The 12737-nt window shown below is 43.1% G+C and carries 10 protein-coding genes; 7 read left to right on the top strand and 3 right to left on the bottom strand.

What is annotated here, in order from left to right; all coding sequences use genetic code 11:
- The first annotated feature begins 325 nt into the window (after positions 1–325).
- The 6 genes from ACQFX9_RS07610 (at position 326) to ACQFX9_RS07585 (ending at position 6622) form a co-directional block, all read left to right on the top strand.
- A complete protein-coding gene (locus tag ACQFX9_RS07610) occupies positions 326–1597 on the top strand; it encodes a glycosyltransferase family 4 protein (RefSeq protein ID WP_427161431.1) in 1272 nt (423 codons plus the stop codon).
- Between the two features lie 642 nt (positions 1598–2239).
- Positions 2240–2698, top strand: coding sequence for a ribosome silencing factor (rsfS, locus tag ACQFX9_RS07605; protein WP_236142876.1), 459 nt, complete (start codon positions 2240–2242; stop codon positions 2696–2698).
- Positions 2695–3195: a CGLD27 family protein gene (locus tag ACQFX9_RS07600; RefSeq protein ID WP_427161430.1), complete on the top strand. Its 501-nt coding sequence runs from the start codon at positions 2695–2697 to the stop codon at positions 3193–3195. The genes rsfS and ACQFX9_RS07600 overlap by 4 nt, the downstream gene beginning before the upstream one ends.
- A 91-nt stretch (positions 3196–3286) precedes the next feature.
- Positions 3287–4240, top strand: coding sequence for an asparaginase (locus tag ACQFX9_RS07595; RefSeq protein ID WP_427161429.1), 954 nt, complete (start codon positions 3287–3289; stop codon positions 4238–4240).
- 451 nt (positions 4241–4691) lie between these two features.
- Complete coding sequence (locus tag ACQFX9_RS07590) at positions 4692–5138, top strand: group I intron-associated PD-(D/E)XK endonuclease (RefSeq protein ID WP_427161428.1); 447 nt, start codon at positions 4692–4694, stop codon at positions 5136–5138.
- A 41-nt stretch (positions 5139–5179) separates the two neighbouring features.
- Positions 5180–6622 (top strand): YcjF family protein, encoded by a 1443-nt coding sequence (locus tag ACQFX9_RS07585; RefSeq protein WP_427161427.1) that lies wholly within the window; start codon positions 5180–5182, stop codon positions 6620–6622.
- A gap of 251 nt (positions 6623–6873) precedes the next feature.
- On the opposite strand, the gene gcvP is transcribed toward ACQFX9_RS07585, so the two are convergent.
- The 3 genes from gcvP to gcvT form a co-directional block, all read right to left on the bottom strand.
- The gene (gcvP, locus tag ACQFX9_RS07580; protein WP_427161426.1) at positions 6874–9849 is read right to left on the bottom strand and encodes an aminomethyl-transferring glycine dehydrogenase; all 2976 of its coding nucleotides are present in this window, start codon (positions 9847–9849) and stop codon (positions 6874–6876) included.
- Between the two features lie 251 nt (positions 9850–10100).
- Positions 10101–10493, bottom strand: coding sequence for a glycine cleavage system protein GcvH (gene gcvH / locus ACQFX9_RS07575; RefSeq protein ID WP_427161425.1), 393 nt, complete (start codon positions 10491–10493; stop codon positions 10101–10103).
- 151 nt (positions 10494–10644) lie between these two features.
- Positions 10645–11781 (bottom strand): glycine cleavage system aminomethyltransferase GcvT, encoded by a 1137-nt coding sequence (gcvT, locus tag ACQFX9_RS07570; RefSeq protein WP_427161424.1) that lies wholly within the window; start codon positions 11779–11781, stop codon positions 10645–10647.
- Positions 11782–11957: 176 nt separating this feature from the next.
- Here gcvT and ACQFX9_RS07565 point away from each other — a divergent pair, with 176 nt between their 5' ends.
- Positions 11958–12452 carry a pentapeptide repeat-containing protein gene (locus ACQFX9_RS07565; protein WP_427161423.1) on the top strand — a complete coding sequence of 165 codons (495 nt, stop codon included), beginning with the start codon at positions 11958–11960 and terminating at the stop codon, positions 12450–12452.
- The last annotated feature ends 285 nt before the right edge of the window (positions 12453–12737 follow it).

Genomic DNA, 12737 nt, shown 5'->3' with positions numbered 1-12737 from the left:
ACACTAGCTTTTACTTACACTTTACAAATATGTACTGATTGTTAGTAGAAAGTTTAATTAATCCTCACAGAATTTATGCTTAGATTTAGATATAGCAAATATCAGTGATTTTCCCAGCAATGAAACTACAATAGTCCATAACATACCTAAGAAAGTCACTATAATATTTACTTAATCTTTAATTAGAAAACACTGACAAATCGGCTGTCTAAAGTCAAAATTAGATATGTTCAGTCTTAAAAGATGCTTTTACAAAAGAGCAACATTCAATTAAGACAAAATTTTTAATGTTCCAAAATCGCCAGGGAATTCTGACTAATTTGTTATGCGGATTTTAATCTACTCTTACAATTACTATCCAGAACCGATTGGGATTGCCCCACTGATGACGGAATTAGCAGAGGGACTGGTAAAAAGAGGACACCAAGTGCGGGTAGTCACAGCCATGCCAAACTACCCTGAAAGGCAAATTTACGAAGGATATCGGGGTAAATGGTATGTTAATGAATACAAAAATGGTGTCCAGATTCAACGAAGTTTTGTTTGGATTCGTCCACAACCCAAACTGATAGATCGAGTTTTACTTGATGCGAGTTTCGTTGCTACCAGTTTTTGGCCAGCCCTTTTAGGCTGGCGGCCGGATGTGATTTTATCCACATCACCATCATTACCAGTTTGTGTACCTGCGTCCTTGTTAGGATGGTTGCGTGCTTGTCCTGTAGTTTTGAATTTACAGGATATTTTACCGGAAGCAGCCATTCATGTGGGTTTACTCAAAAATAAATGGTTAATTAAAGTCTTTTCCCTGTTGGAAAAATTTGCTTATAGAAGTGCTACTAAAGTTAGCGTTATTGCCGATGGGTTTGTAGACAATTTACTCTCTAAGGGTGTACCAGAACAAAAAATTGATCAAATCCCCAATTGGGTAGATGTCAATTTTATTCGTCCCTTACCAAAGGAAAACAACCCTTTTCGGGCTGCACATAACCTCAATGACAAATTTGTAGTCTTATATTCTGGTAACATTGCTTTGACACAAGGCTTAGAAACTGTGATTAAAGCGGCGGCGATGTTACGTCATATTCCAGAAATTGCCTTTGTGATTGTTGGGGAAGCTAAAGGCTTGCAGAGACTACAACAATATTGCTTAGACTGTGGTGCTGATAACGTTTTGTTACTACCGTTTCAACCCCGTGAGCATCTGCCACAAATGTTAGCAGCAGCAGATATTGGTTTAGTCGTGCAGAAGAAGAATGTAATTTCCTTCAATATGCCATCTAAAATTCAAGTTTTACTGGCTAGTGGTCGAGCCATCATTGCTTCCGTACCCCAAAGCGGTACGGCGGCTAAAGCCATTAGACAAAGTGGAGGCGGTGTAGTTGTTGCTCCTGAAGATCCTGAAGCTTTAGCTAAAGCAACTTTAGAGCTATATCAACATCCAGAAAAAGCTAAAACTCTAGGCTACAACAGCCGGAAATATGCTGTAGAGCAGTACGCTTTTGAGCAAGCTTTAAACCAGTATGAAAATCTATTTTATGCTGTGACTGCGGATGCTGAAAAAGTTGGCTCAGAAGTAGTCTCCAAGCAAGAAGTCTAGTTTCTTTCCATGCTTAAACCTCTACTCAGTTAGTCAAACAACATAAAACACAAATTCAGGACATTGGGTTATAAATTCTAGATTCCCCAAGTCCTGTTTTGTCATTTGTGAAATTCTTGACTAGGTACTAGAATTTCTACTCAGCACAGGCTAAACACGCCCTACTGCTAACAAAACTCAAATCAATTCACAATACCCTACGGGTTCGCCTAGCGTTCCGTTGGCGTAGCCTCTTGTAGAGAAGGAAAGGCTTGCGTCTACAAAATTCAGAATTAAAGAACTGATCACTAAACACTCAGCACTCACAACTCACCACTCTCAAACTAGTTATGCTATATACTGTTTAATAGAGTCCAGCAGTAGCGATCGCCATGCAATATTAAGTTGATGAGTCTGTTAACCGCACCAAAAAACACCTGACTCCAGATATTATTTACCAACTATGCCAGCGATTAGTGATGTAAACGCTACAGTCACTAGCACTGTGATTGGCTCTCATGAGTATTGCAATATATTAGGCAATCCCATAAACATCTGTTTTTTTGTTAGTATTCAAAAAAACCAACACGCACTTATCGCTTAGTTGGAGCTTGTCAGTAATTCTCAAAAACATCACAAAAGGGATAAAGCACCTGAGGTTGAATGTCTGATTATTTCCAAGGAAATTTACCATTACAATCCGTCTCTGTCACCAAAAGCGCGCTCAGAACTTCAGAGGGTGAAAATGATGCAAGTCGCAATTTGGCTCTCATAATTGCCGAAGCCGCATCGGATCGCAAAGCTGGGGACATCATAGTTTTGAAGGTAGCAGATGTCTCGTACCTAGCAGATTATTTTGTCATGACAACTGGCTATTCTAGAGTACAAGTCAGGGCGATCGCACAATCAATTGAAGATCAAGTAGAAACTGAGTTGCAACGCCGTCCTCTACGGACAGAAGGCAAAGCGGAAGGTAGCTGGGTATTACAAGACTACGGCGACGTAATTGTACATATTATGATGCCAAAGGAAAGGGAATTTTATAATTTAGAAGCATTCTGGATTCATGCAGAACGCATTTCCCTTCCCAACTCTCAAGAAGGTGGTGGTAGTCCAATATGATGAATTCCTCACTGGTAAATTGCCCAGTACCCACAGAACAACAGCCTCTTAATGAGTATGAAGAGCTAAAAACTGCTTGGCTATTTCGTGACTGCACCTTACATTGGCCGCAGTATATCCAGAAATTAGCGTGGATTTGGGCTTTATCGTGGCTAGTTGCAGGGCCAGTCGCCGCAGCTAGTTTTCCACCAAACAAACAACTAGCGCATTTCCTGCTCTGTGGTGCTGCTGGGGCCAGTATCGGGGTAGTTTTAGGATTAGTGCATTTGTATCTAGGCTGGTTATATATACGCGATCGCCTCTACAGTACAAATGTGTTTTATGAAGAATCAGGCTGGTATGATGGCCAAACTTGGCTCAAACCGGAAGAAGTGTTAAATCGCGATCGCTTGATTGTTACCTACGAAATTAAACCCATCCTCCAACGGTTAAAATTTACCCTTGCTGCCTTGGCGGGAATGTTTGTTACTGGTACTATAGTTTGGCATTTGTTTTAAACAAGTCAAAAGTCCATAGTCAAAAGTCAATGGCTATTGACTATGGACTTTTGACCAATGACTCATAACTAAAAAGTGATAGATGTAACCCATGACAATGGGAAAACGAACTCAAGCGGCAGCACTGGAAGTCCGGTTGTTGCGAGAAGGTATTATTGAATCGAGGCATATAGTCCAGGCGGTTGTATGCGACGAACGGGGGCGGGTGCTAACTGTTGCAGGTAACGCGGAAACCGCTACATTTGTCCGTTCAGCACTCAAGCCATTCCAAGCATTGGCTGTTACCACAACAGGCACACTGGAACGTTATGATCTAAGCGATCGCGACTTAGCAATTATCACCAGTTCTCATAAAGGACGTATAGAACAAGTCCGACAGGTGTTTAATATCCTGTGGCGAGCTGACTTAGACCCCTCAGTCCTCCAGTGTCCCATCCCCAAGGACAAGCGTAGTCCTCTGGAGTACAACTGTTCTGGTAAGCACGCGGGGATGTTAGCTGTGTGTCAGCAGCGTCACTGGCCATTGAATAATTATTTAGATCGTAAACACCCTGTACAGCAATTAATTGTCGGTAAGATAGCAGAATTACTGCGAATGCCTGCTGAAGAATTCATCAGCGCGCATGATGACTGCGGCGCACCTACATATCTAATGCAATTGGGTCAAATCGCTTCTTTATATGCCCTGTTAGCGGCTAGTAATAACTTAGATATGGAGCGTATTGTCCGCGCCATGACTCATCACCCCGCAATGGTAGCTGGCGATGGGGAATTCGACACGGAATTAATGCGTCTTACTCCAGGGGAACTAGTCAGCAAATCAGGCGCGGAAGGAGTCCAGTGTATTGGGAGGCTGGGTGAAGGCATGGGTTTGGCGATTAAAGTCATGGATGGTTCTAAACGCGCTAAATATGCCGTCGCCATTCACCTGCTGCAACAAATGGGCTGGATTACTCCTAGTGTTGCCGAAAGCTTGGCAGAAAAGTTCATGAACCCAGGCAAATACACGCGTCTAGAGGTTGTGGGAGAATTATCGTTTTTATAGTTGCCAAACTTGAGATTTCGGGTTATACTTGAAAAGTCAAGAGCGAGAGCGACGCGGGATAGAGCAGCCTGGTAGCTCGTCGGGCTCAACTAGCAAAACTAATTACGCGCTTATTAGTTTGTTTTGCAGTGGGCGGTACATGAAGAAACTCATGTGCGATTACCTGTCAAATTCGGGGAAGCCACTAGCGCGGTAATCCCGAACCAAGCTCTGGAAACAGAGAAGGTGTAGAGACTGGAAGGCAGGCACCCTAACGATAACGCCGAGGGTGAAGGGACAGTCCAGACCACAAACCAGTTGATCTGGGCAACGAAAGTTGTAGATGGTAAGCATAACCCGAAGGTCAGTGGTTCAAATCCACTTCCCGCCACCAAATTAGAAATAAAACCCTGTAGTCTTCAAAGATTGCAGGGTTTTGTTTTATGCTGATATAAGTTATTTCGGCTGACCAATGGACACAAAGCTGAGGGGAGACATAGCAGAACAAGCTGCTGTGCTTCATGCTTTAAAGCGTGGCTGGGGTGTTTTAAAACCAATTGGCGATCGCCTGCCATACGATTTAGTATTTGATATAGAGGGAACTTTAGTTAAAATCCAAGTCAAGTATGCTTGGTTGCATGAGCCATCTGGTAATTATGTTGTAGACAATCGCCGCACTAAAACAAATCGCCGACTCATGCTTAGAGCAACATATCAACCATCAGACTTTGATTTTGCCCTAGCCTACATAGAACCACTTGATGTTTTCTATGTCTTTCCGGTAGATGTGTTTATCGGCTATGGTAGCGAAATACACCTTGTCGAAACCGACAAACGCCAGCGTAAACCCCGTTCGGCAAAATATCGTGAGGCTTGGGAGTTAATCTTACCTTTACAATTTGGTGCAGCAGGGTTTTGATTTATTGTTGAGTTGGAACATTCCAAAAAGTTCGGAGAGTCATGGTTGTGAAGTTACAGCGACCAATTTTAATAGGAGGATTAGGATTATCCTTTTCCTTATGGATGGTGCAAAGTTGGCATCATTCAATTATGCAGGTAGGTGAGCTAAGTTTAGTCAGTCTCTTAGCTGTGGGTGGTGGTTTGTGGCTGTGGAAGCGTAACTTCCCCCATGACCATGCAGAACAACCGAGTGGTATCATTACTGATCGGGAAACAGCAGTAAATGCGATCGCTAAAACTGAAGTTGTTATTAATCAGTTAGCGCAAGAAGCGATCAACCATCCAGCTTTAGAGATACTCAAAACACAGCTAGCCCCATTACCTGTAGAGTTAGACAGACAAGATTTGAGACTAGCTGTGACTGGCGGTAAATCCGTTGGTAAAAGTACCTTAATTCAGGTGCTAGAGTCTAGTAATTGGCAAGAAGCACAGCAAAAAGTCAGCTTTTACGAAACAGCACCCTTGTTTCGAGAAGTAGAAACCTCTGATGCTGCTATTCTCACAGAAACAGCAAAATCAGACTTAGTTTTGTTCTTAACTAACGGTGATTTAACTGATTCGGAATTTCAAGCTTTAAAACAATTAACAGCAACTAATCAGCCGCAAGTCTTAGTTTTCAACAAACAAGACCAATATTTGCCAGATGAACGTGCTAGTATTTTGCAGTCATTAAAACAACGTCAGCAAGATAATGCGGTTGCTGTCTCCGCTTCCCCCATCTCAGTGAAAGTGCGGAAGCATCAGGCTGATGGAACTGTACAAGAATGGATGGAACAGCCAGCAGCAGATATTCAGCAGTTGACGCAGCAATTGAATGAGATTTTAGTACAGCAAAGTCAACAGCTAGTCTGGACAACTACCACTAGACAGGCTCTACTGTTAAAAGCTGAGGCGAAAAACTATTTAAATGGGGTGAGATGCGATCGCGCTACCCCAATTATTGAACAATATCAGTGGATAGCTGCGGCTGCTGCTTTTGCTAACCCAGTGCCAGTACTGGATATTTTAGCCACGGCGGCGATTAATGCTCAAATGGTAATGGATTTGGGTAATATTTATCAGCAGAAATTTTCCCTAGAACAAGCGCAAACCGTAGCGGGAACAATGGGAAGTTTAATGTTGAAATTAGGTTTAGTGGAACTTTCGACTAAAGCTATTAGCACAGTTCTCAAAAGTAACGCTGTCACCTTTGTCGCTGGTGGTTTAGTGCAAGGTGTGAGTGCGGCTTATCTCACTAGAGTTGCTGGATTGAGTCTCATTGCATATTTTGAACAACAAGAAATTGTTTTAGATTCTGGTAATAATTTGAATTTAGATAAATTGCGTCAAACCTTACAAAATGTCTTCCAACAAAATCAGCAGTTAGCTTTTCTGCAAGGTTTTGTCAAGCAAGGAATGAAGCGGTTATTGCCAGAAGCACAGCAGGTTGAAGTTGTGGGATAATTTCACGCAAAGGCGCAAAGCGAAACTTTACGCCTTTGCTGAATGATTGAATTAATAAAGTATCTGAAGCTAGCCTGACAACCGGAGGTGGCGAACTCGCTACTATCACTAGTGTTCAATTTACGAAGCAAACTAAAGAGGAATTATTAGAGATTATAGAAAAAGCAGAGGAGTAAATTTAGGGATGATGGGGTGATGATCCCTAAATTTACTTAAAGTAAGGAACTTGAAAGGGTCTAATTCAAGTTGCTTTATTGATAAGCATCCATTGGGAGACAGGAACAAACGAAGTTTCTGTCTCCAAAGGCTGCGTCAATTCTACCTACACTCGGCCAGAATTTATGTTCCCTTGTCCACGGTGCAGGATAGGCGGCTTGTTCACGGGAATAGGGGTGAGTCCATTCGCCAACGATAAGGCTTTCAGGAGTGTGGGGTGCGTTTTTCAAGAGGTTATCCTCAGCATCCATCTTACCTGACTCAATTTCGGCGATTTCTTGCCTAATTGCTATCAGCGCATCACAGAAACGGTCTAATTCTGCCTTCGATTCGCTTTCTGTGGGTTCAACCATGATTGTACCCGCCACAGGCCAAGAGACTGTCGGGGCGTGGAAACCGTAGTCCATGAGGCGTTTTGCTACATCATCGATTTCGATGTTGGCGGATTTTTTGAGCGATCGCAAGTCTAAAATACATTCATGGGCAACTAGACCATTCTGCCCTTTGTACAACACTGGATAGTAGTTTTCTAATCTCTTGGCGATGTAATTGGCGTTGAGAATTGCCACTTTGGTTGCTTGAGTCAACCCAGCAGCCCCCATCATCACAATATACATCCAAGAAATCACCAAAATACTAGCACTTCCCCAAGGTGCAGCCGCTACCGCACCGAATTGGGAATTAGGTATGGCTTCTTTCCCAGTCCCCAGTCCCCAGCGAAGCACTGAGCTTGTCGAAGTGTCCCCAGTCCCTAATACTGGGTGTCCTGGTAAGAAGGGGACGAGATGGGATGCAACGCCAATTGGCCCCATACCTGGGCCGCCGCCGCCGTGGGGGATACAGAAGGTTTTGTGTAAATTCAGGTGACACACATCTGCACCAATATCACCAGGGCGACAAATACCGACTTGGGCGTTCATATTTGCACCGTCCATGTAGACTTGGCCGCCGTGACTATGCACGATGGCGCAAATTTCTTGTATGGCTTCCTCAAATACGCCATGTGTTGAGGGATATGTCACCATCAACGCCGCTAGTTCATGACTGTGTTTGGCTGCTTTGGCTTTTAAGTCAGCTACATCAATATTACCGTCAGCATCACAGGCAACTGCTACTACTTTCATACCACACATGACCGCACTGGCGGGGTTTGTCCCGTGGGCTGAGGTGGGAATTAAACAAATATTGCGGTGTGCTTCTTGTCGGCTTTCGTGGTATTGACGAATTACCAACAGTCCGGCGTATTCTCCTTGCGAACCTGCGTTTGGTTGCAGGGAAATTCCAGCAAAACCGGTGATTTCTGCTAGCCACGCCTCTAGCTGCTGGAAGAGAATTTGATAACCTTGGGTTTGTGATAATGGTGCAAAGGGGTGAATTTTCCCAAATTCTGCCCATGTCACCGGAATCATTTCGGCTGTGGCGTTTAACTTCATGGTGCAAGAACCCAAGGGAATCATTGATGTATTGAGGGATAAGTCCTTGGTTTCTAGTTGGTGCAGGTAACGCAGTAATTCTGTTTCCGAGTGATAACGGTTGAAAACGGGGTGAGTGAGATATGCACTGGTTCGGGGTAAGGAGATATGAGAAGCAACTGTTAATTCGGTGGCGGTGAAGGGTAACTCATCTGTCAAAGCAAAAATCTGCCAGAGTTCGATGACATCTTCTAAAGTTGTGGTTTCATCTAAAGATATGCCGACAGCAGTCTCATCAAAAACCCGCAAATTCACATTTCTGGCTTGGCAACCTGCGAGAATAGCATCTAGATTTTGTGTTCCCAACTCTACCCGCAGCGTATCAAAGAAGTTTTTGGAACTAATCTTGTAACCCAGACGTTGTAAACCTGCTGCCAAAATAGCAGTTAACTGGTGAATATTCGCCGCAATATTTTTTAGTCCATCGGGGCCATGATAAACGGCATACATACCTGCCATCACAGCTAGTAACACTTGGGCTGTACAAATATTACTGGTGGCTTTTTCTCGGCGGATGTGTTGTTCACGGGTTTGCAAAGCTAGACGCAAAGCTGTTTTACCGTAGACATCTTTCGACACACCCACAATGCGCCCTGGGACTTGTCGTTTGTATTCTTCCTTGGTGGCGAAGTATGCAGCGTGAGGGCCGCCAAAACCCAAGGGAATACCGAAGCGTTGAGTGCTACCAACGGCGATGTCTGCCCCTAATTCACCGGGAGGGGTGAGTAAAGTTAAACTTAGGGGATCTGCTGCTACCGTTACCAATGCACCCTCAGCATGGGCTTTTGTGATAAAAGCGCGGTAGTCATAGATAGTGCCATCACTGGCGGGATATTGCAAAACCGCACCGAAAATCGGTTGAGCAAAATCAAAGTTCTGATGATCACCGATAATAATTTCAATACCTAAAGGTTTTGCCCGTGTTTGTAAAACGTCGATAGTTTGGGGATGACACTCACGAGAAACAAAATAGGCAGTGGCTTTATTTTTACACACGCCGTAACTCATCGTCATAGCTTCGGCGGCGGCTGTACCTTCATCTAATAATGAGGCGTTGGCAATTTCCAAACCTGTTAAATCAATAATCATGGTTTGGAAATTTAGCAGGGCTTCGAGTCGTCCTTGGGCAATTTCTGGTTGATAGGGGGTGTAAGCAGTATACCAACCAGGATTTTCTAGAATATTACGTTGAATTACTGGGGGAGTAATAGCATCGTAATATCCCATACCAATGTATGAGCGAAATACCTGATTTTTCTCAGCAATTTGTTTTAATTTGGCTAAGGCGGCGTACTCAGTTTGTGCCGTTGGTAATTGTAGCGGTTGATTTAGCCTAATAGATGCGGGTACGGTTTTATCAATGAGGTCGTCTAGGGTGGATAATCCTAAAACATCAAGCATTTGCTGGATATCTTGGGAATTTACGCCTATATGCCTTTGTATAAAATTATCTGTTTTATCTAGTGATTGATGTTGGCGATCGCCTTCAGTGGGGCGTAGCCCATCGCTAGATTGAGAAATAGATGCAAAAGATACCACAAACTTAATACTCCAGACGTAACTTATTCATATTTTGCAACAAATACTCTTGACAAGCTGCCTGAGTTTGTAAATTCTTTAACAGATTATGCAAGGATTTGCTAATTAGGGTGAGAAAAACAATAAAGACGCAGCAACGCCACGTCTCTAAAAGCTTTCCGAATCACGCATATTCAACCCTAAGACCAAGGTAAAAGGCCAACAATTCTTTTCTTTCTACTTTTGCCTTTTACCTTTTGCCTTTTGCCTTCCTAAGCCCCCTCCACTTCCGCGCGATACTCCTCTGCTGTCATCGCATCATTAAATTCATCAGGGTCATTCACCCGCAGTTTTAATAGCCATCCTTCTCCATAGGGGTCATCCGCCACTGCTTCGGGAGAATCAATTAAAGGCTCATTGCGTTCGATAACTGTACCGGTGACTGGTGCATTTAACTCTTCCACAGCCTTAACGGATTCAATCGAACCAAACCTTTCTCCCTTGGTCAGCAAATCACCAATTTCTGGCAAGTCCAAGAATACCACATCACCTAATTGGTCTACGGCAAATTCAGTAATACCCACAGTAGCTATTTCACCATCTAGCCGCACGTATTCATGAGTATCCAAATATCTTAAATCTTCAGGATAATTAAACGAAGACATTTCTATTCCTCTGCAATATCAAAAAATCACTCTCACAGTAAGTTAGGTCATACTTAGCAATTAACCATACTGTAAGCTTGAGTATCTTACAACACATAGTCAAAAGTCAAAAGTTAATAGTCAACAGTCAATAGTCGTTAGCTTCGGTCTTCTAAATTGAGGGTTTGTTTTTCGATTTGTAAAAGGGACGTTTTACTACGGTGGCTGGGTATGTTTTAGTGCGAATTTCTACGGCTAGTTGCTGTCCCACTTTGGAAAACTGCGTAGGAACATAAGCTAAAGCCACGGGATAACTTAGTGTGGGGGAAAGAGTTCCGCTTGTCACTTCCCCGATGACTTGACCGTCTGCAATGACTGGGTAGCCATGACGGGCGATGTTTCTTCCTTGGGTTTGTAAACCGACGAGTCGGCGTTGCACACCAGCAGTTTTTTGTTGTTGTAAAACTTCCCGACCGATAAAATCACCTTTGGTATCAAGATGAACTAACCAATTTAAGCCAGCTTCTAAGGGTGTGGTGGTGTCGTCGATATCTTGACCGTAAAGTGCCATCGCTGCTTCTAAGCGTAGGGTATCTCGCGCCCCTAGTCCACAGGGAATGACACCAGCCTCATACAGATTTCGCCATAGTTCTACGCCGATTTCTGGGTCTAACAATACTTCAAAACCATCTTCCCCAGTGTAACCAGTACGGGCAATAAAGGCGGGTTGACCGAGTATGGTGGTTTGGATGTGACCGAAGGCTTTAATGGGTTGTAAGTCTGCTGTGACCAAGGGTTGTAAATAACTGATGGCTTTTGGCCCTTGTACAGCAATTAAGACTTTTTCTGGTGATAAGTCTTGAAAGCTGACTGTATTTTGGTCAAGGTGCTGTAATAACCATGCTTTGTCTTTGCTAGTGGTGGCTGCATTGACGATGATAAATGCTTGTTGTGTACCGGTGGAATCTTCCCCTTGGTAATAGACGATGATATCGTCAATGATTCCGGCTTGGGGATTTAATAATACGGTGTATTGGGCTTGTCCTGGTTGTAAACGACTTAAATCGGAAGGTACTAAACTCTGGAGTTGCGAAATCAGATTTTTACCTTGGAGGGTAAATTTGCCCATGTGGGAAATATCAAACATCCCGGCTACATTGCGTACAGCTTCATGTTCGCGAGTAATACCGCTATATTGTACCGGCATTTCCCAGCCACCAAAGCTAGTAAAGCGGGCTTGGAGTTCTACACCCTGTTGATATAAAGGGGTTCGCGCTAAGGTTTCGGCAGAGTTTTGTTGATTAGCCACAGGTAGTTTTACTTATGCGATCGCACTTCAATATATATTCTATGGGCATCAAAAAGGCAAAAGTAAAAAGGTAAAAGGCAAAAGATTTTTTTCTTTGACCTTTTGCTTTTTACCGTTTGCCTTCCTCCTGATGTTTAATATTGAAAGGGAGTGTTGAGTTTTGTTAAGAAGAAATTATGAAATATTGGCGAGTGCTAGCTAGTTTTGTCTTAGCGATGGCTTTATTATTGTTTCCTGTGTCGGCGGAGGCTGCTAGTTCTTCTAGCATTACTCGTTCGGCTGGTGATGAGTTTCAGGGTAAGGATTTTAGTGGTCAAAGTTTAATTGGTAATGAGTTTACCAATGTGGATTTAGAGAATGCTAACTTTAGCAATGCTGACTTACGGGGTGGCGTGTTTAACGGTACGGTTCTGGAGGGTGTGAATCTACATGGTGTAGATTTCAGTAATGGTATTGCTTATCTAGCTAAGTTTAAAAATGCTGATTTAAGTGATGCAGTGTTAACAGATGCGATGATGCTGCGTTCCACTTTTGATAATGTTGATGTCACTGGGGCAGATTTTACTAATGCGGTTTTAGATAGGCCACAGGTGAAAAAACTCTGTGCTGAGGCTAGCGGGGTGAATTCTAAAACTGGTGTCGATACTCGTGAATCTTTGGGTTGTCGATAAAATTTTTTGTGGTTAGATTAATTTAACCCTGATTCCTATGAGGAATTGGGGTTTTTATTTGGATTTTGCAATGTTTTTTGGTGTTGCTGATAAGAGGGTGGAAAAGCTCACGCATTCGCCCTTGGCGTTCCCGCAGGGTAGGCGCAGAGGCGCAAAGAAGGACGCAGAAGGTTACTCTTGAAGTTATCTAGTTTTGTTTTTTAAGTATTTATGTAGGTGGTCTATTAAATCTAATAATAATTCACTACAAAAATCGATATTTTCTAATTTTAAAATTCAGTTAAT

The sequence above is a fragment of the Aliinostoc sp. HNIBRCY26 genome (genome assembly GCF_050235535.1).
Taxonomy (GTDB): Bacteria; Cyanobacteriota; Cyanobacteriia; order Cyanobacteriales; family Nostocaceae; genus Trichormus.
This window is presented reverse-complemented; position numbering and strand designations above follow the sequence as displayed.

What these genes read in the sequence shown, in the direction of transcription:
- gcvH (WP_427161425.1), bottom strand. Translation starts at nt 10,493, where the DNA reads ATGTCTTCGTTTAATTATCCTGAAGATTTAAGATATTTGGATACTCAT.
- ACQFX9_RS07565 (WP_427161423.1), top strand. Translation starts at nt 11,958, where the DNA reads ATGAAATATTGGCGAGTGCTAGCTAGTTTTGTCTTAGCGATGGCTTTA.
- ACQFX9_RS07585 (WP_427161427.1), top strand. Translation starts at nt 5,180, where the DNA reads ATGGTTGTGAAGTTACAGCGACCAATTTTAATAGGAGGATTAGGATTA.
- ACQFX9_RS07590 (WP_427161428.1), top strand. Translation starts at nt 4,692, where the DNA reads ATGGACACAAAGCTGAGGGGAGACATAGCAGAACAAGCTGCTGTGCTT.
- ACQFX9_RS07600 (WP_427161430.1), top strand. Translation starts at nt 2,695, where the DNA reads ATGATGAATTCCTCACTGGTAAATTGCCCAGTACCCACAGAACAACAG.
- rsfS (WP_236142876.1), top strand. Translation starts at nt 2,240, where the DNA reads ATGTCTGATTATTTCCAAGGAAATTTACCATTACAATCCGTCTCTGTC.
- ACQFX9_RS07610 (WP_427161431.1), top strand. Translation starts at nt 326, where the DNA reads ATGCGGATTTTAATCTACTCTTACAATTACTATCCAGAACCGATTGGG.
- ACQFX9_RS07595 (WP_427161429.1), top strand. Translation starts at nt 3,287, where the DNA reads ATGACAATGGGAAAACGAACTCAAGCGGCAGCACTGGAAGTCCGGTTG.